Here is a 20712-nt window from a genome sequence, read left to right as displayed (position 1 = left end):
GGAGCAGTTGCATGGCTAACATCATGATCCAGCAAGGTGAAAAGGGCGGGCTGGTGTTTTACCTGCCGAAGCGCGATCTGGAAGCCTCCATCGAGTCCATCGAATTCGACACCCCGGAAAAATGGGGCGGCGAACTGAAACTGGACAACGGTGGGACTTACTACATCGACCCCATCGCCAAGCCACCACGCCTGCCTATTTCCCTGCGAGCAAAGCGCCTCGGCGCTGCCGAAGACTAAGGAGATTCATCATGGCAATGAAAATCGACCCCGACATGTGCACCGCCTGCGGCGACTGCAAGCCTGTCTGTCCGACCAAATCGATCAGTTCCGGCAAGATCTTCTTCAAGATCGACGCTGCCACCTGTACGGAATGCGACGGCCACAACGATTCCCCGTTGTGCGTCGATGTCTGCCCGTCAGGCTGCATAGGCCCGGCCTGATCGGAGCCTTGAGCCGAGCGCCGGCAGTCATCTGCCGTCGCTCCACTGAAGACTCTCTCTGGAGACCCGCATGTCCGACACCCCGATTGCCTCCCGCGAAGCCGCCCTGCGCATCGCCCTCGCTGCCCGCGCCCTGAGCGGACTCGATGTCCGTGCGCTGGTCGGCGCCTTGATTGAAAAACTGGAGTCACCGCTCACCGAGACCAAGCTCGGTACGCTCACCGTCGAAGACCTGCGCGTCATCCTGGCCGGCGACTTTGCCGAGCAGGGTTGCCATGTCGGTGTCGACGGTGAGTCACTCAAGGAAGCCGTCCGCCTGCTCTGGGGTCAGGGCGTCGAGAACAAGGATTTTCCGGCGGTCGACGCCTACACCGACGGTGACATGCCAGGCTCCCTGCGCGTTGCCGTGGCGGCCAACCGCGGCGAAACCCTCGATGGCCACTTTGGCTCCTGCGAGCGCTTTCTGGTCTATCAGGTCAGCCCGACCGACATCAAACTGGTTGATATCCGCACCACCGTCGAAGCCGATACGGCCGAAGACAAGAATGCCGCCCGTTCGGCCCTGATCAACGACTGCCAGATCGTCTATGTCCAGTCGATCGGTGGCCCGGCCGCCGCCAAGGTGGTACGGGCCGGCGTGCACCCGGTCAAAAAGCCGGAAGGTGGCAAGGCCCGTGAAGTGCTGGTTGAACTGCAAGGCCGCCTGACCAGCCCGCCGCCCTGGCTGGCCCAGATCATGGGCGTGCCGGCCACCTCGCTGGCGCGGTTCGAAGAGGAACTGGCCTCCGGAGAAGTGGCATGATCACCCCCACCATCCTGGCCCGGGTCGGCGAAGCGGCCTTGCTCGACGGCAGCGCCTCAGCCCTGCGCCAGCGCTTTCCCGACCTGCACTTTAGTGAATGCAGCGAAGACGACGTGTCGCCGCGCTATCGTCCCGCCTTCACCGTCGAAGGCTACGATCTCTTCCTGATTTCCGGCGCTACTGGTCATTGCCTGGAAATGACCAACGATGCCGACGCCGCTACCGGCATCCTGATTGCCACCAAGGTCGATGACGAGTGACAAGACCGCCGCCGATGCAGGCATGGGAAAACTCGGCCTGTGCTCGGGCTGCCGGTATTTTCCCGACTACCTGAACGGCCACAAATGCACGCCCGGCGATGCCTGCATCCGGGCTCACAGCGGCCGGCAGATCGACCGCTTCCTGCGCCGGAACCCGGAACTGGCTGGCAACTACCTGAATGACATCTTCTGGGAGCGGCGCGCCATTGCCACACGTTATGCGGCGGTCGACACGATTTTCGGGCTCAAATCCGACCCCGACGAAGTCGTCCGCCGGGTCGTCGCCATGCGCCTGCCCGTCGAGCAATTGATCGACATGGTCGGCGACCCGGACCGCGAAGTCCGATTGTCAGTCGCCGCCCGCCTGCCCGAGCCCCTGCTCATCCGGCTGATCGACGATGCCGATTATCTGATCCGCGCCACCGTTGCCCGCCGCCTGCCGCATGGCCAGCTGGCAAAACTGGCCAAGGACAGCGAACGCGAAGTCCGCAAGGTCGTCGCGGCGCGCCTGCCGGCCTTCGCCCTGCACCTGCTGGCCGATGATGCCGAACCGGAGGTCCGCGCCATCGTCGCCGAACGCGCCCTGCCCGGTCTGGCTGCCGCCCTGCTGCAGGACGATGAATGGTGGGTAAGGCTGGCCGCCGTGGCCAACGCCCCCATTGAATTTTTGCAGCCACTCACCACCGACCCGGAAATCGAAGTCCGTGAAGCGGCACAAGCGCGGCTCGCCGACTCGGAAAATGCCTGACCACAAGGGAAAATCATGAAACAGAATCAGGGCTGGATCGAATACTGCAAATCACTCTCCCCGGCCATCGTCGAAACCTGCGCCAAAACACCGGTCAATACCGGCCCGGCCGGACTGGTCAAAGCCCTTGGCAACGCCCTGCCCGAGTGGAAATTCCGCCATGCCCTCGGGCGCGGCGGCTGGTATCGGCTTGGTGGCATTGTCGATGGTGCCGGCCAGCGCATCAGCGACAGCCTTGAAAGCTGGCTGGAAAACGCCATCGACGAGCGCGATGGCGATATCGCCCGTCTGATCGATGACTTTGCCGACCAGCAACTCTTTGCCACCCGCCTGGTCGGCCAGACCCATTATCTCGTTGCTTCGGCCGGCCCCGGCAATGAGGACTTCATCCAGCTGGAAATCGAAGACCTGCAGGAAATGCGGGCGCATCAACTGTTTATCAACGAACCGACAACCCTCGAAGAACTGGTCGACCCACGCAGCAGCGATGCGCTGACGCCGCTCGGCCTGCCTTTCTACAAGTTCTGCCGCATCCAGCACATCGCCACCTTCCTCAAGCGGATGCTGGCGCAAAAGCCCGAACCGGCCTCAATCCACCGCATGCTCGACGACTGGAGCAAAAGCAGCGCCGGTGGCACCAGCGCCTTCCACAATCACTGGGTGATCGCCACCCGCGAGCATCTGGACCGCTACCACCAGCCGGTTTTCCGTGCCCAACCAATTGCCACACTGGCCGGCGAACCGCCGGAATTCGAGGCGAGCAGCGGCACCAGCGGCCTTGCCCTGCACGATGCGCTCAGCCAGTTCGACCGCGAAATCGGCTATCCGTCGGCCTGGTATTTTCACATGCTGACGACCAAGGCTGTGCCCCACTGGGTGGCACAGACCGTTGTCGAAGATGCGTTGGCCGGATTCGCCTACCTGCCCCAGCGCGACGTCGAGGTGGTGCGCAACTGGCTGCATCGGCCGTACTCGGTTTAACCACCAGGAAAGCGAACCGGATATCGGCTCACGCAGTACCTTCAGGTGCCTAAGCTCTCAGAGCGTTAGCTGTACTTCAGCAATGACCACCCGTGTCCGCTCGACGTAGGTCGGTGAGGTTACATTTGCGCCATTGCTTGCCTGCGAAGTAATGGTATAGAGCGCAAAGGTTTTGGGAACGCCAGGAGCCACCGACGACTCGCCTTCGTTGAAGAAGGTGGCAACGCAGGTCACCGTAACGGTAAAGCCAAGTTCGGCGTTGAGATTGATCGCTCTGGTCTGCGCAACACCAGGCGTCCCGGCCACGGCAGAGGGGGCACAGGCGGTACCACTCGCCCACCCGGTGCCGGCGTTGCGGGCCATAAACAGCCCCCACTCATTGCCCGCCCTGGCCGCCTGCCAGGCACGTGCACTCAAAACATCCTGGGCCGACGTCAGATGTTGGGTCGAACTGAACACGGCAATGGCCGCAGCCAGCGCCGCCAGAATCACCAGGATGATGATGGCGGTAATCATGCCAAGACCTTGCTGATAACGTTTCATGGTGCGTTATCCACGTGGACGGCGTAACCCAGGGTGATGCTTTCCTGGTTGGCCGGATTGGTCATGATCAGGGTCATCGTCAGCAAACCATTGGTTGCCCCGGCAGTGCCGTAGGTAAAGGTACAACCGGCAATATTGTCGGCGACCAGCACACCGGCCGCACCACAGGCCGCAGCCGGGGCAGCAAAAGCGGGAAGCACCGTGCGGGTCAGGGTACCCCCGCTACAGGTATAGATGACCGACGGCTCGAGTGCCGATACCACCTGGAAACGTCCCCCCATGTAACCGCTGACCGTCGGATTCGACGCCAGTGTCAGGGGCGGGCCCAGGGCTGTAATGGCCGCCCGGCTCGGGCCGTTGTATACGTCGGCGGCATTCTGGTTATTGATGACAACACTGTCACCCACTGCCGGGGGTGTTCCCTGGACCGCCAGAATTTCCATGCGGAATGGCGCTGGACTCGATTCATTCAGCGCATCAGCACCCGGAATTGCTGTGTCGATATCGGTGCGGTAGCGCCCGCCACCGACGGTCGGTACGATCTGGAAACACGCTGCGGGGTTGCCGGCTCCAAAGACCGGTGCAATCAGGTTGAGCGAATTGGGCACGGCCCGACGAATGTCCTGCGCCATCCTGCGCAAAGCCGTATCGGCCGCGTCGGTCATGTCGGCCCGGCGGCGTGCATCGATGAAGGAAACAACCGCCGGCTGAAAAAAAATCGTGACGCTGGCCGCCATAATCCCCATCAGCATGATGACGATGATCAGTTCAATGAGGCTAAAGCCGCGCGCTTTCATGGGCCGTAATTGGTGCGGTGATTGATCAGTACGAAGTTCTGGGTGCCCGAGGCAGCCGTCACGCTAATAGTTGCAGTGTTGGGTATATCCTCCCAAAGCACGCCCGGTGTCACCACGACATTGACACCATACCCGGGCGGACAACTGGCACAGGTTGTCGTCGAGGCCAGCGTCGTAAAATCCTGAAGCATGATCCCCTCCATCTCGGCTTCGGCGATGCTGACCAGTTGCTTGGAGATCAGCGGATCGGCCGAAGACCGGACAGCCACGTTGAAGCTGACGAGGACGCCGGCCAGCCCGATGCCGATGACCACGATGCTGATGATCATTTCGATCAGGGTGAAACCGCGCGACCTAGGTACCAACATAACCTGTCGCCCCCCGAACAACGATTGCGCCGCCATCGACGTCGTTAACAAAATCGGTAGTTGCGAGCCCTGCCGCATCGCTCGTCATCCGCCCATCCGGCTGAAAAAACAAATCGGCGGGAACCGCATTGGTGAAGCCATCTTTCGCGGTCACAACCTGCGCTGCAGTAGTCCCGGGGATCGGCAGCGGGACATCGCAGACGGTGTCCTTGGGTGCGCTGCTATCGATGGCCAGGGTGACCGAGCCTGCGCCGAGCGTGACACAGACCAACCGGCGGTGACTGGTCGCCGTCTTTTGCGCATAACGCAGGGCGGCAATCACCTGATCGTGAAACTCGGCCGAGCGAAACGCGCCTACCGAATTCATTCTCGGCATGGCCACCGCGGCCAGAATGCCAAGAATGACCATGATGACGATCAGTTCAATCAGGGTAAAACCCTGTGCCCGAGACCCGGTCATGTCAGTACAGTTCCCGGACATGGACCGACCGCCGGCTTTCCGGCGTACCGTAAATGCCAACATTGGCATTGGCCGAGGGGGCAACCGGTGTCGCTACCCCGCCCCAGGTCCACTTGAGCCAGTCAGGCACAGTCGCGGTAATGGTTGTGGCCCCCGGTGGCGGCTTGACGATCCTTATTCCGGTCGGCCCTGATGGCAGTATCGAACCCATCTGCCCCGTGGCGAAAGCCGCCGGGGTGAGTATCCAGCCGGTACTCGCCGGCGCTACGGCGAAGGTCACCTGCGGCGTGCCACCCGTCGTCGTGGTGCAGGAGTCCCCAATATTTTTCACCCAGGACAGCCCGCTCCAGTATTGCGCCTCGACCGGCATGTAGATCGGCGACACCGAACCATAGGCATTCGACAGACGCAGACGGCCACTACGCACGTCGGTAACCCCTTCGGCATGGCCGCTGGACGTGACCGTATCGGTATCGACGGCGCGGATCGCCAGCGAGTAAGGTGCGCGCTTGGCGGCGAAGGTATAGGTCGGTGTACTGACCGTGGCGATCCCTGAAACAAATGCGGTGGCCGGGATGGCGGTATTGGTCAGGGTGCCCACCGGAACGGCTGCCGCATCGGACAGGGTGACCGCCTTGGCCCACGTCGCGCCAGCATAGTTCACGGTGTTGGTCCCGTCGCTCGAATCGCCGCCGGTGCGCTTGGCCTTGACCTTGACGGTAAATGGCTGGCCTGCGAGTTTTCCGGTCAGTCCTGCATAGGTGAAGGCGGCGCTGCACCCCGGCGTAACGACGGTGTCGAAATAACCCGGCCGGAATGGCCCGACGGCGCCAGCCCCCCCATTGCAGACAGTCCCGTTGGAACTGGTATTGCCGGTCGCCACAGCCACACTGGAGCCCAGATAACTGCTGGCGGTCAGGGTCGCCACCACATCACCATTGCCGACTTCGCTCCAGATCAGGTTATTCGCAATGGCCGCCCCACCGGAGAACGCACCGAGGGAGCCGGCAAAACTGCCATCCACCGTACCGACGCCGGTCGGCTGGCAGCGCGAGAAGCTCAGGGTCGCACCTTCGGCCGGTGTCTCCAGACCGAAATTCGGGGTGACCGTGCCACTGTTGTTGAGCGCCGTGACCCTGGCGTTGAAAGGAGAACCGGCAATATAGGGCGAACCGCTGACAGCGACGGAAAAACTCTTCGGCGCGGCAATGAAGGTGTCGCTACCGTTCATGACCAGACCCGCATCGGTGCTGCCCGTCGTGCCGGTGAAATTCGCGGTCAGACTCATCTGCCCGACATCGGCATAGCGCACCGTGGTGGCCGCCTTGCCGGTCGCGTCGAAGGCCAGCGAAACGCCACTCGCCGTGCCGCAACTGACATTGGTGCCGCCCACTATCACCGGCTTGGTGCCCGTCGACGGGTTGGTATAGCTGCAGTTGAAGTTAACGGTCTTGCTGACACTGGCGAAGGCCGGGGCACAGGCCAGGCTACTGTCCGATTTCTTGACGGCGCTGATATTCACACTCTGGCTGAGGTCGGCGACATGGTTGGGGACGTCGAAAATGAAACCGGCGTCCACAGACGTAAACTTGCAATCGGTTGCCGCGCCGAACAGGCAGGTTGTGCTGTTGGTCGTTCCCGTCGGGGTCGTCACCGTGGCACCCAGGGTCGCTGCGGTCGTCGTGGTGACCTGGACATCCTTGGTGGCAGTGCCGGAGACGCCAATGCTGAACGACGTCCCCCCCACCCAGTTGGCAGCCCCCCCGGAGGAGGTCATGGTGCCGGTGACATCGCCGCCGGTATACAGCGTTGAGCAGGTCGCATCGGCACAGGCCTTGAGAGTCACCGTCGATGGCGAGCAGGTGATCCCGGCACCATCAGCATGTTCGATCTGGACATGGTGCAGACCGGGAGTACAGGTCGGGGTAGCCGAATCGCGGTCGGCAATGATCTGGGCCAGACTGATCGCGTAGGGATAGTAGTAGAACTCATCGATGGCCCCGTTGGCACTGTCGACGGATAAGCCCGGCGCGCCTACCGCCGTGACGTCGATATCGGGCGCGCGGGCGTCGCCGATAGACAAGGTATCGCCAGATTTCCACGGGGTAAAAATGCCGCTGCTACCGGATGCGACGATCCCGGTACTTGTCGTCTGCACACCATCAACGTAGATGGCGAGGGCATTCTGGCCGGCACGCAAGTCCCAGGTTGCAGCGATATGGTGCCAAACACCGGCCGCATAGCTGAAACCGACAAAGCCGGGCAACCATCCCGAGATGGCCTTTTGGGTTGAACTGCTGTCTACCGTATAGAAATACAGGCCGCCACCGGCACTCTTGCCCAGGTAGAACGGCATGACCGCATTGGCGGCGGTACTGGTGGTGGCATCAAAAAGCGTGGCGCTTTTCGCGCCGGTGCCGCTCCACGCCTGATCGCTCTTATACCAGAAATGCACGGTCCCCTGGTCGCCCGGCACGATCGGTGTCTTGACCGTGCTGTTCACGCCGGTAGTGGCCTGCGGGGCAAAATAGGCAGCACTGCACTTCTTGCCATTGGGGGGGAATATCTTCGTCGGGTAGGTGGCGACCACGCCGCCCAGCGAGTTTCGCTTGTACAGACTGGCATGCCGGGCATTGCCGGAGGAATCACGCACCTCATTGGCCGCCCCTGTCCAGCTGCCTTCATCGAAACGATAAAGGACATCGGGCGAACAGGCGGCCACCGGCAGGGTACACGAGGTGGAACCGCCGAAATTACAGGTCGTAGCACCCGCCAGCGCCGGCGTCGCCGTGACATTGAAGGTGGTCGAACCCGTTGCCGGGAAGGTAATCGGCGAGATATTCACCGTACTGGCCCCGGCTGCGATGGAAAATGCCCCGAGGTTGGGGATCGAAACGGCATTGCCCGTCGCCGTCAGCGTGCCGACTGCCGCCGCTGCCGTGTAGGCGGTGGTCTGCGCGGCATCGGCCCAGGCCTTGATGGTGAAGTTCTCTTTGGTGCACGTCCGGCCGGTGGCCGGCCCCTGGATCTCGTAGTGATGCGGTGGCGGTATGCATGTGGTGTTGCTTACGGCGATGGTGCAAGCACTGGTTGCGGTACCTGCGACGTTGGCGCAGGCCAGGGTATTGGGCGCCAAGGCCGCTTGAATACCCAATGTTGAGGTGCCCGCACTGCCGGCAGGCCAGGTCAGGTTGACCGGTTCTATCGGCGTTGATGGCTGCAGCGTGAAGCTGACCGGTGTGATAGTGGGCGTACCTGCGCCAGCTGCCGTCGCCGTCACCGACGCGTTAATGATCTGCGTCGTAATGATATTGGCCGGCGCACAGGGCGCCGCCCCCGAGCAGGCCAACACACTAATTGGCTCGGCACACAGGGTGGCAGCACCATCGTGGCGAATCTCGTAGTGATTTACCGTAGGCAGGACCGGGCAAGTATTGGCTGCGATGTCCCAGACATACACGTATGACTGATTACTTAGCGAGGCGCTCTGGTTATTGGCCAGGGTGTTACAGCCACCACCGGGGTACTGCAGGCCGATGCGCAACGCGGGATTGGTTGCCAATACGGCCATGCTGCCGTAGGAATAAACAACCTGACCGGTCGCCCAGAGCTGTATCTGCATATTGACGAGGGTACCCGTTGCCCCATAGTAGCCGACTTTCTTAAGCTGGATCACCAGCACCTGAACGCCCGACACGGTGACAGTCTGGTACTGGATGAAGCTGGCAGAGGCAGGTTGAGACGCACTGGTAATATCGAGAACGCCAGTGGCGCTGGCATTCTTGAACAAGTCGGCCCAAAACGGCATGAGCGCCGGCTTGCCAGAAAATGTTGCGGTCGGCAGGTTGCTGGGCGTGTACGAGTTCCCACCTGTACTGCCCGTGCCGGCCGCCCCGGTCTCAAAGAAAATCACGCCATTACTGGACATACTCCAGGTGGTATAGGCGGTGCCGGCAAAAGAGAAACTGAAACCGATGGGCAGTACCGGTGACAAACCGTCGTCGCAGGCCACGTAGGGACTGGCCGTCGCCAGGGTATTGCCGCAATTGCCGCCATACCACGGAACCATGGGGGCAGTGTTACTAATGGTCAACTGAGGATAGGCCGTGGTGATACTGGGCGTGTAGCCAGCCGCATGAGCTTTGGTCACGCCGAGCAGCACAAAGAGGAAACCCAGCAGACACAGGAAATGAACAGGCCAGGATTTTGCGCAACGCGAAAACAGACGGTTCAAAGCTTGCCCCTCATTGAACGGCGTCCACTTGCCAGGCAGCAGACAGCGCCAAGCGGCGACGGAACACGCTCGATGCCATTGTCTGACTGCCGATAAAAGGACCTTGCTGAATCATCGTTCCCCTGCTGGTTACAAGCACTGCGGGTGCTTGGCGCGAATGTTCACATAGTACCGGTAGTGAGTATGGGAAACAACCGGACAAGCCGGCATGCCGGCCTCTGCGCCAACCGATGGGCAAACGCCGCCCGGCCATGCCGCGGCGCCGGCAGGGCCTCAGTCCGCGGCGGAAGACGGTAACTTTGGCGTCAGGAGATAGACCTTCTGCTCAACCCTGACCGGCAGTTTGACGGCCGGGTCGGGATCGGGTTCGAAGACGCTTTCGACATGGCTAAGCTCGATATCGAAAGCGCCGGAATACAGGCTGGCAATTTCGTCGGCCACGGCAAACGGCTGGCCTTGCATTTCACCCTCCTCCGGGTCCTCGGTGGTCAGCAGCAGCATCCGGCTGCTGTCAGGCAGGATGTGGCGAAGCTGGGCGATATAGGCCCCCCGCAGATCATCGGGCAGGGCAGTCAGCGCAGCGCGGTCGAAAACCATGGAAATATCGCCCAGATCGGCCGCACTGAGGTCAAAGAAATCGCCGCACAGGATGGTGATCCGGCCATGTTCCCAGCGGGTGAATTTGCCAATCTTGCGGCGCGTCGGCTGCAGCCCGCTTTCACGGAAAAAAGCACGGACGGCAAGCGGGCTCAGTTCAACGCCGATCACGGCATGCCCCTGCCCGGCCAGCCAGAGCAGATCGAGGCTTTTACCGCAGAGCGGGACAAATACCCGGTCATCCGCGGTCAGTTGAAAATTCGGCCAGAACCTGACCAGATAGGGATTGACTACCGGCTGGTGAAAGGCAATCTCGCGGTCGCGCCAGGACTGCTGCCAGAGTTCATTGTCGCGCCCGGTCATGGCCGACTCCTTGCATCGAATGCTGCCTTGCTGAATCAGAAAAAGTTACTGATCGAAAGACACAACGCTTCGTGAGAAGAGCCATGCAGGCCGAAAAGGCACTCGCGCGTTTGGGACAGTCGGGCTGCCCGGTAGCAATCAGCCTATCACCAAAATTACCGGATCGACGCGACGAGGTGAATTGTCGCGTTCGCTACATTGGCCCCACATCGAGCCAGGCCAATTAAAACTATTCTTTTTTTTCAATAACTTATAGATTGGCACCATCCTTGCTGAAAGACTGGCGAGGAGAATTCCATGACCAACCCGGCTTTCGTCACCATCAACGACACCACCCTGCGCGACGGCGAACAGTCGGCCGGCGTGGCGTTTTCGCTGGGCGAAAAACTGGACATCACCCGCCAGCTGGCCGCCATCGGCGTGCCGGAACTGGAAGTCGGGATTCCGGCCATGGGTGACGAGGAGCGCGACTCGATCCGCGCCGTCGCCGACCTCAAGCTGGCCCCACGCCTGATGGTATGGAGCCGCATGCACCCGGCCGACATCGCCGCCTGCGCCGGTCTTGGTGCCCATCTCATCGATATTTCGGTGCCGTCCTCCGACCAGCATCTGGCCTACAAGCTCAAGCAGGACCGCGCCTGGCTGCTGCGCGAACTGCCCAGATACATCGGCGCGGCGCTCAGCCTCGGCCTTGAAGTCGGCCTCGGCTGCGAGGATGCCTCGCGCGCCGACATGAGTTTTCTCTGCGCCCTGGCCGAAACGGCCGAACGGGCCGGTGCCCGCCGCCTGCGCTTTGCCGACACGCTGGGGATTCTGGAACCTTTCGGCACATTCGAGCGGATCAGCACCCTGCGCCGTCATACCGGCCTTGAAATCGAGATGCACGCCCACGACGACATGGGGCTGGCCACGGCCAATACGCTGGCTGCCTGCAAGGCCGGGGCGACGCACGTCAATACCACGGTCAACGGCCTGGGCGAACGGGCCGGCAATGCGCCACTCGAAGAAGTCGTTCTCGGCCTGACTAAACTTTACGGCATTGATACCGGGGTCAGCCTGAAAGGCTTTCCCGCCCTCTCCAGCCAGGTCGCCAGCGCCTCCGGTCGTGCCGTGCCGTGGCAGAAGAGCGTGGTCGGTGCCGGTGCCTTCACCCACGAAGCCGGCATCCACGTTGATGGCCTTTTGAAGCACCCGGACAATTACCAGGGCTTCGACCCGCAGGAAGTCGGCCAGTCACACCGCATCGTTCTTGGCAAACATTCCGGTTCGCGCGCCGTGCAGGTGGTTTACGCCGGACTCGGCTTCGAACTCGGCGAAGTCGAGGCGCAGGCAATGCTGCCGCGGGTGCGCACCTTTGTCGCCGAACACAAGCATCCACCGGAAGTGTCCGACTTGCGCGACCTTCTAGCCTCCATCCGGAGCCAACCCCATGTCTGAAGCGATGACCATGACCGCCACTGCACTGCCGCAATCCGGCCTCTGGGCAACCCTCAAGGAAGACCTGGCCTGCGTTTTCCAGCGCGACCCGGCAGCCCGCTCAAGGCTCGAAGTGCTGACCACCTACCCCGGTGTCCATGCCATCCTCACCCATCGCCTGTCGCACCGGCTGTGGCAAAACGGCTGGCGTTTTCCGGCACGCTTCCTGTCTTTCCTCAGCCGCATGCTGACCAATGTCGACATCCACCCCGGCGCCACCATCGGCCATCGCTTCTTTATCGATCACGGGGCCTGCGTCGTCATCGGCGAAACGGCCGAGGTCGGCGATGACGTCACCCTCTATCACGGGGTGACGCTGGGGGGCACGTCATGGAACAAGGGGAAACGCCACCCAACGCTGGCCGACGGTGTCGTCGTTGGCGCCGGGGCCAAGATTCTCGGGCCGATAACCATTGGCGAACGGGTGCGCGTCGGCGCCAACTCGGTCGTCGTCAAGGATGTGCCGGCCGACCGGACTGTCGTCGGCGTACCCGGCCGGATCGTCGACACCCGGATCGGTACGGCACGCCCGGCCAATGGCATCAGCCTCGACCACAACCTGATGCCCGACCCGGTCGCCAAGTCGATTGCCTGCCTCATCGAGCGTATCGAGATTCTCGAAAAGGAACTGGCCGAAGTCCGCCATGAACCACCGCCGGCCGACCATAGCGGCGAGTGCCGCACCTGTAGCGCCGGCGACTTGTGCTGCGAGCACGAATCCATGCACCCCTTGAACTGAGCCACCATGGACCTGCTCGACTTCTCCGACTGCAAGCTCTACTTCGAGGACGAACTGCCCGCGGCGGCGGAGCGTCTGATCAGTCAGGCCGCTGAGGACTACGGCGATCCGGCCGCCGAACTGGCCCTGCTACGCGCCCATCTGCTGGCCCCCGAGCATCTCACCGTACTGGTCAGCCTGTATCGCTACTATTTCTACCAGCACCGGCTGGACGATGTGCTGGTCGTCGCCGACCACGCCAAACGCATTTCGGCCCGCCATCTTGGCATTCCCAACGACTGGCGCCTGATCGACGAGAGCCAGCTCGGCTCGGCGGCAGCCACTTCCTTTGGTCTGCTGCGCTTCTACCTGCTCGCCCTCAAGGCCGAAAGCGTCATCCTGCTGCGCCTTGGCCGCATCGCCGAATCGCGTGACCGCCTGAGCAAACTTGCCGCGCTCGACAGCCGCGACCATCTGGGTGCTGCCAAATTACTGGAAGTCGTCGACGAATTCCAGAGTGAAAACCCGGCCCCAGCCGAAGAACCATCCCTAACCCTAGTTGCCGCCTGAGGAAACCATCATGGAAGACACCCTGACCCTTGCCGAAGCCATGGAGGACCTGGTTTCCGCCGAAGACTTTCTCGACTACTTCGCTGTTCCATACGACCCGGCTGTCGTCCACGTCAATCGCCTGCACATCCTGCAGCGCTTTCACGACTATCTCAGCAAGCAGGCCCCCAACCTGCCGCCCGAGGAAGAAATGCAGCGCGGCATCTACCGGCTATGGCTGGAACGCGCCTATCAGGACTTCGTGACCTCGGATTCGCTGACCGAAAAGGTATTTGCCGTCTTTCAGAACGTTTCCAAGCCGGATGGCGGCATGAGTTCATTCGTATCCCTCGACAAGGTGTTCCGCTCATGATGAATGCTCAGTGGGAGTACGGTGAGGCCGTGCGTCTCACCCGCAACGTGCGCAACGATGGTACCTATCCCGGCCTCGAACCGGGCGCACCGCTGGTGCGTCGGGGCAGCGTCGGCTATGTCGTCGATGTCGGCACCTTTCTGCAGGACCAGATCATCTATTCGGTCAATTTCATCGAGGATGGCAAGATCGTTGGCTGCCGCGAGGAAGAACTGATCGGCGCGGAGGAAGCATGGACGCCGTCACGCTTCGAGTTCCGTGACAAGGTCCGGGCCGCCAGGCAGTTGTCGGTCGGCGGTGAGGTGCTGGTCGCCCTGGGGGCCGTTGGCGAAGTCATCAAGGTCATTCGCGATGCCCCCGGCGGGGTCGCCTATCACATTCACTTCGACAGCCTCGCCGGACGCGTCCTGCAGATTCCGGAAACCATCCTCGAACCCCTTCACGGCGGGGAGTAAGCCCATGCAGAACGGCTACCTCGAACTGAAACTGGCCCATGAACTGTTCAAAAAAGCCCCCGACACACTGAGCGAGGCGGAACTGGCCCGCCTCGGAGAAGTCGCCGGCAAGCAGGCCCGTCTTGAGCAGCGGATTCTGGCCAGCACCGAAGCCGCCGTCGTGGTCATCCCCCAGCCGACTATCAAAACCCGGCTCAGGGAAATCAGCCAACGCTATGCCAGTCCGGATGAGATGGCCGCCGATCTTGAACGGATTGGCCTTGATACCGACAAGCTGGCCGATGCCGTCGAGCGCGATCTGCGTATCGAGGCTGTCCTCGACAAGGTCGCCTCAGCTGTGCCGGCGGTCACCGATGTCGATGCCGAAATTTATTATCGGCTGCATCCGGAAGCCTTCGACCGGCCGGAAGCTCGCCGCCTGCGCCACATCCTGATCACCTTCAACAATCCGGTCGAAAAGACCATCGCCCGAGATACGCTGGAAGGTCTGCGACCGACGGTGAAAAAGGTCGAGAAATTTTCTCAAGCGGCGCTGCGCCATTCGCAATGCCCGACCGCCATGGAGGGCGGCCAGCTTGGCACGGTCAAGCGTCAGCAGTTGTTTCCCGAACTTGAGCCGGTCGCCTTTACCCTTGCCACAGGTGACATATCGGGGGTTCTTGAATCACCAATGGGACTGCATATCCTGCGCTGCGACGAAATCCTGCCCTTTGGTTTGGTTCCCTTTGCCGAAGCCTGCCCGCGCATCATCGAAAAGCTCGGCGAGAAACGCCGCCGGGAAGCGCAGCGTGAGTGGCTCAGGAAACAGCTGCCACGGTAGGCTCAGGCGTTCAGTTCCTTGACCAGCCGCAGCACATCCAGGGCATGGCCCTTGTAATTGACGTTGTAGAGAGCGTGGCGAATGATGCCGCGGCGATCAATGATGAAGGTGGATCGGGAAACGCCAAACTTCTTGTGCCCATCGACCTCTTTCGCCTGCCAGACGCCGTATTGCTTGCAGACGGTGCCTTCGGTATCCGACAGCAGTTCGATGCCGATACCTTCCTTGTCACGAAACTCCGCATGCTTCATGCAGTCGTCGCGGCTGATGCCGAAAAGGACGCAGTCCTGCCGCAGGAATTCGTCTTCGTGATCGGAAAAATCAGTTGCTTCCTTGGTGCAGCAGGGGGTCCCATCCTTGGGATAGAAGAAGATCACAATGTGCTTCTTCCCCTGATAGCGGGCCAGGTCGATAGTTTCCATATCGGCATCCGGCAATGAAAACGTGGGGGCTGTTTCACCAACCTTGAGCAGCATGTTGTTCTCCTTTAGCGCTCTGCATGGGGCAACTGCTGCGAACGATTCTAACGGAGGCCAATACCGGTGACTACCGAGGTAGACGAATTTTACGAATTATTTTCCGGGAACTTTTTCCGGAATCTGGACGAAGGTTTCGTCCTGCCTGACCATGCCCAGCTCGAAACGGGCACGTTCTTCAATGGCGTCATAGCCCTGCTTCAGGTCGCGGACCTCGGCATCGAGGCCCGCATTCCTGATTTCCAGCTTGCGGGTGACTTCCTTCTGCTGCTGCAACTGACGGTCATATTCCCAAACCTTCAGCCAGCCCCCCTTACCCACCCACAGCGGGTACTGGAGCAGGCCGATGACTGCGAGAAGGCCGACCGTCAGCCAACGCATTAAACGTTAGCGCAGGTTGTAGAAAGTTTCGCGACCCGGGTAGGAGGCGGTATCGCCCAGATCTTCCTCGATGCGGATGAGCTGGTTGTACTTGGCGATACGGTCAGAACGGGACAGCGAACCGGTCTTGATCTGGCCGGCGTTGAGACCGACAGCGATGTCGGCGATGGTGCTGTCTTCGGTCTCGCCCGAGCGATGCGAAATCACGGCGGTGTAACCGGCGCGCTTGGCCATTTCGACGGCAGCGAAGGTCTCCGACAGGGTGCCGATCTGGTTGATCTTGATCAGGATCGAATTGGCGATGCCCTTCTTGATGCCTTCCTTGAAGATGCGGGTATTGGTCACGAAGATGTCGTCACCAACGATCTGCACCTTGTCGCCGAGGCGGTCGGTGAGAAGCTTCCAGCCGTCCCAGTCGGCTTCGGACATGCCGTCTTCGATGGACACAATGGGGAACTGGTCAGCCAGGTTGGCCAGGTAATCGACAAACTGGGCCGAGGTCAGTTGCAGACCTTCGCCGGCCAGATGGTACTTGCCGTCCTTGTAGAACTCGGAGGCAGCACAGTCGAGGGCGAGCAGCACGTCCTTGCCCGGCACGTAGCCAGCGACTTCGATGGCCTGCATGATGATCTGCAGGGCTTCGGCATGGCTGCCGAGGTTCGGGGCAAAACCGCCTTCGTCACCAACGGCGGTGGAATGACCGGCCTTATTGAGCAGCTTCTTCAGGGCGTGAAAGATTTCAGCGCCGCAACGGATGGCTTCGCGGATATTGGCAGCGCCAACCGGCATCACCATGAATTCCTGGATATCCAGGCTGTTGTTGGCGTGCTCGCCGCCGTTGATGATGTTCATCATCGGCACCGGCATCTGCATCGGGCCCATGCCGCCGAAATAGCGGTAGAGCGGCAGGCCGGATTCTTCGGCAGCGGCCTTGGCCACTGCCATCGAGACGGCGAGGATAGCATTGGCGCCGAGACGCGACTTGTTGTCGGTACCGTCGAGGTCGATCATGGTCTGATCGATGAAAGCCTGTTCCTGCGCATCGAGGCCGATGATCGCTTCGGAGATTTCCGTATTGATGTTCTCGACCGCCTGCATGACGCCCTTGCCGAGATAACGACCAGCATCGCCGTCGCGCAGCTCGATAGCTTCACGGGAGCCGGTGGAAGCACCGGACGGCACAGCGGCCCGGCCCATGACGCCTGATTCCAGCAGGACATCGGCTTCGACCGTGGGGTTGCCACGGGAATCAAGAATTTCACGGGCTACAACATCAACGATTGAACTCATACTTCTTCCTTATTATCAGAAGGTTAAATTAAGAACTTAAATTAAATTATTAACAGCAGGAACGTTCAGCGCCTTACTTCAATTCTTCAAAACCAGCCGACTTGACGGCCTTGTCGAGCGCCACCAGCGTCGCCAGCAGGCTTTCCATGCGCGCCAGCGGCCAGCTGTTCGGGCCATCCGACCAGGCCTTTTCGGGACAGGGATGGGTTTCCATGAACAGGCCGGAAATACCGACTGCCACCGCTGCCCGTGCCAGTACCGGCACGAATTCACGCTGCCCGCCCGAGGTCGTGCCCTGCCCGCCTGGCAACTGTACCGAGTGGGTGGCATCGAAGACGACCGGACAGCCGGTTTCGCGCATGATGGCGAGGCTGCGCATGTCCGACACCAGATTGTTGTAACCGAAGGAAGCGCCGCGTTCGCAGACCATGATGTTGTCCGCGCCGTTGTTCACTTCACGTGCCTTGTCGACGACGTTCTTCATGTCGCCCGGCGCCAGGAACTGGCCCTTCTTGATATTCACCGGCTTGCCGCAGGTCGCGACAGCGTGGATAAAGTCGGTCTGGCGGCAGAGAAACGCCGGCGTCTGCAGGACATCGACAACGCTGGCGACAGCAGGAACGTCCTCGATGGTATGCACGTCGGTAAGGACCGGCACGCCGATCTGGCGCTGCACTTCCGAAAAGATGCGCAGACCTTCGTCCAGACCCAGACCGCGCACCGACTTGCCGGAACTGCGGTTGGCCTTGTCGTAGGAGGCCTTGAAAATGTACGGGACACCGAGTCGGGCGCAGACTTCTTTCATGTGCCCGGCGACATCGAGGCAGAGCTGCTCCGATTCCGCCGTACAGGGGCCGGCGATGAGGAAGAAAGGCTGGTCAAGACCGGCCTCGAAACCGCAGAGTTTCATTGACCTTTGACCTTTTGATTGGCCAGTGCCGCCTTCACGAACGAGGTGAATAGCGGGTGACCCTGACGCGGGTTGGAGGTGAATTCCGGGTGGAACTGGCAACCGACAAACCACGGATGAACGTCATGCGGCAGTTCAACCATTTCGCACAGGTCGGTGCCCGGAGCGCGACCAGCAACGACCAGACCCTTGGCTTCAAGCTGGGCGAGCAGGGTGTTGTTGACTTCGTAACGGTGACGGTGACGCTCGGTGATTTCCGGTGCGCCGTAGATCTGGCGAGCCAGCGTACCCTCGCCCAGCTTGCAGACCTGGCCGCCGAGACGCATGGTCCCGCCGATATCGGAGTCTTCGCTGCGCTTTTCAACCTTGCCGGAGGCATCGAGCCATTCGGTAATCAGGCCGATAACCGGATACGGCGTGTCGTGAACGAACTCGGTGGAATGTGCTTCGGCCATGCCGGCCACGTCACGGGCAAATTCGACCACGGCCAGCTGCATGCCGAGGCAGATGCCGAGGTAAGGCACCTTGCTTTCCCGGGCATAGCGGATGGCGGCAATCTTGCCTTCCGTTCCGCGCCGGCCGAAGCCGCCCGGCACCAGGATGGCGTCGAGGTCTTCGAGAACAGCCGTGCCGTTCTTTTCGATATCTTCGGAGTCGAGATAAACGATATTGACCTTGCTGCGCGTATGAATACCGGCATGCTTGATCGCCTCGATCAGCGACTTGTAGGACTCGGTCAGATCGACGTACTTGCCGACAAACGCGATCTTCACCTCGCCCTGCGGATGCTCCATCGCATCGATCAGCTTTTCCCAGACGGTGAGATCGGCGGCCTTGGCCAGGATATTGAGCTTGTGGCAGACGATTTCGTCGAGCATCTGTTCGTGCAGCATGCCCGGAATCTTGTAGATCGAATCGGCATCGAGACACTCGATGACGGCTTCCGGCATGACATTACAGAACAGCGCGATCTTGCGGCGCTCTTCGAGCGGAATCGAACGGTCGGCACGACAGAGCAGGATATCCGGCTGGATACCGATTTCGCGGAGTTCCTTGACCGAATGCTGGGTCGGCTTGGTTTTCAGCTCGCCGGCCGTCGGGATGTAGGGCAGCAGCGTCAGGTGCATGAAGCAGACGTTATTGCGACCTTCCTGGATACCCATCTGGCGGATGGCTTCGAGGAAAGGCAGCGACTCGATGTCGCCGACCGTACCGCCGACTTCGACAATCGCCACGTCGGCGCCTTCGGCACCGGCCTTGATGCGGTCCTTGATCTCGTCGGTAATGTGCGGAATGACCTGCACGGTCTTGCCCAGATACTCGCCGCGACGCTCTTTCTTGAGCACCGAGTCGTAAATCTGGCCAGTCGTGAAGTTGTTGCGCTTAGCCATCTTGGCGCTGGTGAAGCGCTCATAGTGGCCAAGGTCAAGATCGGTCTCGGCGCCATCTTCCGTGACGAAAACTTCGCCATGCTGGAAGGGACTCATCGTGCCGGGGTCGACGTTGATGTAGGGGTCGAGCTTGATGTGGGTGACTTTGATGCCGCGGGATTCCAGAATGGCCCCGAGCGACGCGGCGGCGATGCCTTTGCCCAATGAGGACACGACACCACCCGTAACGAAAACAAATTTGGTCATGGAAAGACAGGCTGCGGGAAAGCAGAATCATAGCCGATAAGGGCGAAAATCCCCAAGCGTGTCGCGCAAAATCCCGGCGGCCAACACCCTTCCCCACCCGCCAATCTCCCGCCAACCGGAGGCTGGCGGTAGAATTCGCCCGACTCCAATTTTTACAGGCCCCGCCATGTCCGAATTTGCTTTTGACGTTTCCATCCAGGATTTTGAAGCCAAGGTAATCGTGCCGGCCGAGACCGTGCCAGTCGTCGTCGATTTCTGGGCCCCCTGGTGCGAGCCCTGCAAGACCCTCAAACCCATGCTCGAAAAGCTGGCCGAGGAATATCAGGGCCGCTTCCTGCTCGCCATGGTCAATGCCGACGAAAACCCCGAACTCTCGCAACATTTCGGCGTGCGCAGCATTCCGTCGGTCAAGGTGCTCTTTCAGGGGCAACTGGTCGATGAATTCAATGGCGCCATGGCGGAAGGCCAGATCCGCGAATTCCTCGACCGGATTGCTCTGCCGGCCGGGCCCGGCGGCAACCTGCGCGAGGAAGCCGCTGCTTTGGTTCTCGATGGCAAGCTCGACGAAGCCCTGGCCAAACTGGTCGAAGCCAGCCAGGCCAAACCGGAAGACCAGGCCATTCAGCTTGATGCCGTCGACGTCATGATGCAACTCGGCCGCAACGATGAAGCCGGCCAGTTGCTGTCCGGTGACTATACGCAGGAGCCTGACCGCGCCAACGCCCTGCGCGCCCGCCTCGCGCTGTCGGCAGGCGCTGCCGACACGGCAGAACTGGAAGCCAGGCTGGCCGCCAACCCGGCCGATCACGCCGTCCGCCTTGACCTTTCCCGTGCCTACGCGGCACAAGGCAACTTCCGCGCCGCCATGGAAGCGGCGCTTGCGGTTGTGGTCGGTGACCGCTTCTTCAACGAAGGGGCTGGCCGCAAGGCGCTGCTCACCCTGTTCGAAGCCCTTGCCGGCAGCGACCAGTACGACGACCTGATCCGCGAGTTCCGCCGCAAGATGTCGGCTGCTCTCAACTAGGCAGCATC

The 20712-nt window shown here is 61.1% G+C and carries 24 protein-coding genes; 13 read left to right on the top strand and 11 right to left on the bottom strand.

The genetic code is table 11. The annotated features are described in order from the left end of the window. The first annotated feature begins 11 nt into the window (after positions 1-11). The 6 genes from nifT to HYN24_RS06670 all read left to right on the top strand — a co-directional run bounded on the left by nifT (position 12) and on the right by HYN24_RS06670 (position 3233). Positions 12-239 carry a putative nitrogen fixation protein NifT gene (gene nifT / locus HYN24_RS06695; RefSeq protein ID WP_117608522.1) on the top strand — a complete coding sequence of 76 codons (228 nt, stop codon included), beginning with the start codon at positions 12-14 and terminating at the stop codon, positions 237-239. An 11-nt stretch (positions 240-250) separates the two neighbouring features. After that, on the top strand, positions 251-442 hold the full coding sequence (locus tag HYN24_RS06690) for a 4Fe-4S binding protein (protein WP_117608521.1): 192 nt from the start codon (positions 251-253) through the stop codon (positions 440-442). A gap of 70 nt (positions 443-512) precedes the next feature. Then, on the top strand, positions 513-1244 hold the full coding sequence (locus tag HYN24_RS06685; protein WP_117608520.1) for a dinitrogenase iron-molybdenum cofactor N-terminal domain-containing protein: 732 nt from the start codon (positions 513-515) through the stop codon (positions 1242-1244). Continuing rightward, positions 1241-1504, top strand: a complete 264-nt coding sequence (locus HYN24_RS06680) for a DUF6129 family protein (protein ID WP_117608519.1) — start codon at positions 1241-1243, stop codon at positions 1502-1504. The genes HYN24_RS06685 and HYN24_RS06680 overlap by 4 nt, the downstream gene beginning before the upstream one ends. Continuing rightward, positions 1494-2252, top strand: coding sequence for a 4Fe4S-binding leucine-rich repeat protein (locus HYN24_RS06675; protein ID WP_117608518.1), 759 nt, complete (start codon positions 1494-1496; stop codon positions 2250-2252). The genes HYN24_RS06680 and HYN24_RS06675 overlap by 11 nt, the downstream gene beginning before the upstream one ends. Positions 2253-2267: 15 nt before the next feature. Further along, entirely contained in the window at positions 2268-3233 is a 966-nt protein-coding gene (locus tag HYN24_RS06670; protein WP_117608517.1) for a hypothetical protein, read from the top strand. A 57-nt stretch (positions 3234-3290) separates the two neighbouring features. Here HYN24_RS06670 and HYN24_RS06665 read toward each other — a convergent pair whose 3' ends face one another. From HYN24_RS06665 to HYN24_RS06640, 6 genes are all read right to left on the bottom strand, one after another. Then, complete coding sequence (locus HYN24_RS06665; RefSeq protein ID WP_117608516.1) at positions 3291-3776, bottom strand: MSHA biogenesis protein MshP; 486 nt, start codon at positions 3774-3776, stop codon at positions 3291-3293. Continuing rightward, positions 3773-4573, bottom strand: coding sequence for a type II secretion system protein J (locus HYN24_RS06660; protein ID WP_117608515.1), 801 nt, complete (start codon positions 4571-4573; stop codon positions 3773-3775). The genes HYN24_RS06665 and HYN24_RS06660 overlap by 4 nt, the downstream gene beginning before the upstream one ends. Next, the gene (locus HYN24_RS06655) at positions 4570-4941 is read right to left on the bottom strand and encodes a prepilin-type N-terminal cleavage/methylation domain-containing protein (RefSeq protein WP_162888625.1); all 372 of its coding nucleotides are present in this window, start codon (positions 4939-4941) and stop codon (positions 4570-4572) included. The genes HYN24_RS06660 and HYN24_RS06655 overlap by 4 nt, the downstream gene beginning before the upstream one ends. Continuing rightward, positions 4928-5401, bottom strand: a complete 474-nt coding sequence (locus HYN24_RS16130; RefSeq protein ID WP_162888624.1) for a Tfp pilus assembly protein FimT/FimU — start codon at positions 5399-5401, stop codon at positions 4928-4930. The genes HYN24_RS06655 and HYN24_RS16130 overlap by 14 nt, the downstream gene beginning before the upstream one ends. 1 nt (position 5402) lies before the next feature. Then, positions 5403-9635, bottom strand: coding sequence for a LamG domain-containing protein (locus tag HYN24_RS06645; protein WP_117608512.1), 4233 nt, complete (start codon positions 9633-9635; stop codon positions 5403-5405). Between the two features lie 273 nt (positions 9636-9908). Continuing rightward, positions 9909-10595, bottom strand: coding sequence for a thiopurine S-methyltransferase (locus tag HYN24_RS06640; protein WP_117608511.1), 687 nt, complete (start codon positions 10593-10595; stop codon positions 9909-9911). 297 nt (positions 10596-10892) lie between these two features. Between HYN24_RS06640 and nifV the strand changes: the two genes are divergently transcribed. From nifV to nifM, 6 genes are read left to right on the top strand one after another with little or no spacing between them, the layout of a single operon-like run. Further along, positions 10893-12032 (top strand): homocitrate synthase, encoded by a 1140-nt coding sequence (gene nifV / locus HYN24_RS06635; protein ID WP_117608510.1) that lies wholly within the window; start codon positions 10893-10895, stop codon positions 12030-12032. Then, entirely contained in the window at positions 12025-12810 is a 786-nt protein-coding gene (cysE, locus tag HYN24_RS06630) for a serine O-acetyltransferase (protein WP_205421457.1), read from the top strand. The genes nifV and cysE overlap by 8 nt, the downstream gene beginning before the upstream one ends. Before the next feature lie 6 nt (positions 12811-12816). After that, on the top strand, positions 12817-13359 hold the full coding sequence (locus tag HYN24_RS06625) for a hypothetical protein (protein ID WP_117608509.1): 543 nt from the start codon (positions 12817-12819) through the stop codon (positions 13357-13359). Positions 13360-13369: 10 nt separating this feature from the next. After that, positions 13370-13711, top strand: a complete 342-nt coding sequence (gene nifW / locus HYN24_RS06620) for a nitrogenase-stabilizing/protective protein NifW (RefSeq protein WP_117610236.1) — start codon at positions 13370-13372, stop codon at positions 13709-13711. After that, positions 13708-14166 carry a nitrogen fixation protein NifZ gene (locus HYN24_RS06615; protein WP_240327750.1) on the top strand — a complete coding sequence of 153 codons (459 nt, stop codon included), beginning with the start codon at positions 13708-13710 and terminating at the stop codon, positions 14164-14166. The genes nifW and HYN24_RS06615 overlap by 4 nt, the downstream gene beginning before the upstream one ends. 4 nt (positions 14167-14170) lie before the next feature. Further along, positions 14171-14986, top strand: coding sequence for a nitrogen fixation protein NifM (nifM, locus tag HYN24_RS06610; protein WP_162888623.1), 816 nt, complete (start codon positions 14171-14173; stop codon positions 14984-14986). A gap of 2 nt (positions 14987-14988) precedes the next feature. On the opposite strand, the gene HYN24_RS06605 is transcribed toward nifM, so the two are convergent. From HYN24_RS06605 to HYN24_RS06585, 5 genes are all read right to left on the bottom strand, one after another. After that, the gene (locus HYN24_RS06605; RefSeq protein WP_117610235.1) at positions 14989-15459 is read right to left on the bottom strand and encodes a peroxiredoxin; all 471 of its coding nucleotides are present in this window, start codon (positions 15457-15459) and stop codon (positions 14989-14991) included. A 99-nt stretch (positions 15460-15558) separates the two neighbouring features. Further along, entirely contained in the window at positions 15559-15843 is a 285-nt protein-coding gene (gene ftsB / locus HYN24_RS06600; RefSeq protein ID WP_117608506.1) for a cell division protein FtsB, read from the bottom strand. A 6-nt stretch (positions 15844-15849) separates the two neighbouring features. Then, positions 15850-17133, bottom strand: coding sequence for a phosphopyruvate hydratase (gene eno, locus HYN24_RS06595; RefSeq protein ID WP_117608505.1), 1284 nt, complete (start codon positions 17131-17133; stop codon positions 15850-15852). A 73-nt stretch (positions 17134-17206) separates the two neighbouring features. Next, positions 17207-18043, bottom strand: coding sequence for a 3-deoxy-8-phosphooctulonate synthase (gene kdsA, locus HYN24_RS06590; protein WP_117608504.1), 837 nt, complete (start codon positions 18041-18043; stop codon positions 17207-17209). Beyond that, positions 18040-19680: a CTP synthase gene (locus HYN24_RS06585; protein ID WP_117608503.1), complete on the bottom strand. Its 1641-nt coding sequence runs from the start codon at positions 19678-19680 to the stop codon at positions 18040-18042. The genes kdsA and HYN24_RS06585 overlap by 4 nt, the downstream gene beginning before the upstream one ends. Positions 19681-19846: 166 nt before the next feature. On the opposite strand from HYN24_RS06585, the gene HYN24_RS06580 reads away from it, so the two are divergent. Then, positions 19847-20704: a tetratricopeptide repeat protein gene (locus HYN24_RS06580; protein WP_117608502.1), complete on the top strand. Its 858-nt coding sequence runs from the start codon at positions 19847-19849 to the stop codon at positions 20702-20704. Positions 20705-20712: the final 8 nt, after the last annotated feature.

This window comes from Dechloromonas sp. HYN0024 (assembly GCF_003441615.1).
GTDB lineage: Bacteria > Pseudomonadota > Gammaproteobacteria > Burkholderiales > Rhodocyclaceae > Azonexus.
This window is presented reverse-complemented; position numbering and strand designations above follow the sequence as displayed.

Excerpts from the sequence above, each read along its gene's own strand:
- nifT (WP_117608522.1), top strand. The coding sequence starts at position 12 with ATGGCTAACATCATGATCCAGCAAGGTGAAAAGGGCGGGCTGGTGTTT.
- HYN24_RS06690 (WP_117608521.1), top strand. The coding sequence starts at position 251 with ATGGCAATGAAAATCGACCCCGACATGTGCACCGCCTGCGGCGACTGC.
- HYN24_RS06685 (WP_117608520.1), top strand. The coding sequence starts at position 513 with ATGTCCGACACCCCGATTGCCTCCCGCGAAGCCGCCCTGCGCATCGCC.
- HYN24_RS06680 (WP_117608519.1), top strand. The coding sequence starts at position 1,241 with ATGATCACCCCCACCATCCTGGCCCGGGTCGGCGAAGCGGCCTTGCTC.
- HYN24_RS06675 (WP_117608518.1), top strand. The coding sequence starts at position 1,494 with ATGACGAGTGACAAGACCGCCGCCGATGCAGGCATGGGAAAACTCGGC.
- HYN24_RS06670 (WP_117608517.1), top strand. The coding sequence starts at position 2,268 with ATGAAACAGAATCAGGGCTGGATCGAATACTGCAAATCACTCTCCCCG.
- HYN24_RS06665 (WP_117608516.1), bottom strand. The coding sequence starts at position 3,776 with ATGAAACGTTATCAGCAAGGTCTTGGCATGATTACCGCCATCATCATC.
- HYN24_RS06660 (WP_117608515.1), bottom strand. The coding sequence starts at position 4,573 with ATGAAAGCGCGCGGCTTTAGCCTCATTGAACTGATCATCGTCATCATG.
- HYN24_RS06655 (WP_162888625.1), bottom strand. The coding sequence starts at position 4,941 with ATGTTGGTACCTAGGTCGCGCGGTTTCACCCTGATCGAAATGATCATC.
- HYN24_RS16130 (WP_162888624.1), bottom strand. The coding sequence starts at position 5,401 with ATGACCGGGTCTCGGGCACAGGGTTTTACCCTGATTGAACTGATCGTC.
- HYN24_RS06640 (WP_117608511.1), bottom strand. The coding sequence starts at position 10,595 with ATGACCGGGCGCGACAATGAACTCTGGCAGCAGTCCTGGCGCGACCGC.
- nifV (WP_117608510.1), top strand. The coding sequence starts at position 10,893 with ATGACCAACCCGGCTTTCGTCACCATCAACGACACCACCCTGCGCGAC.
- cysE (WP_205421457.1), top strand. The coding sequence starts at position 12,025 with ATGTCTGAAGCGATGACCATGACCGCCACTGCACTGCCGCAATCCGGC.
- HYN24_RS06625 (WP_117608509.1), top strand. The coding sequence starts at position 12,817 with ATGGACCTGCTCGACTTCTCCGACTGCAAGCTCTACTTCGAGGACGAA.
- nifW (WP_117610236.1), top strand. The coding sequence starts at position 13,370 with ATGGAAGACACCCTGACCCTTGCCGAAGCCATGGAGGACCTGGTTTCC.
- HYN24_RS06615 (WP_240327750.1), top strand. The coding sequence starts at position 13,708 with ATGATGAATGCTCAGTGGGAGTACGGTGAGGCCGTGCGTCTCACCCGC.
- nifM (WP_162888623.1), top strand. The coding sequence starts at position 14,171 with ATGCAGAACGGCTACCTCGAACTGAAACTGGCCCATGAACTGTTCAAA.
- ftsB (WP_117608506.1), bottom strand. The coding sequence starts at position 15,843 with ATGCGTTGGCTGACGGTCGGCCTTCTCGCAGTCATCGGCCTGCTCCAG.
- eno (WP_117608505.1), bottom strand. The coding sequence starts at position 17,133 with ATGAGTTCAATCGTTGATGTTGTAGCCCGTGAAATTCTTGATTCCCGT.
- kdsA (WP_117608504.1), bottom strand. The coding sequence starts at position 18,043 with ATGAAACTCTGCGGTTTCGAGGCCGGTCTTGACCAGCCTTTCTTCCTC.
- HYN24_RS06585 (WP_117608503.1), bottom strand. The coding sequence starts at position 19,680 with ATGACCAAATTTGTTTTCGTTACGGGTGGTGTCGTGTCCTCATTGGGC.
- HYN24_RS06580 (WP_117608502.1), top strand. The coding sequence starts at position 19,847 with ATGTCCGAATTTGCTTTTGACGTTTCCATCCAGGATTTTGAAGCCAAG.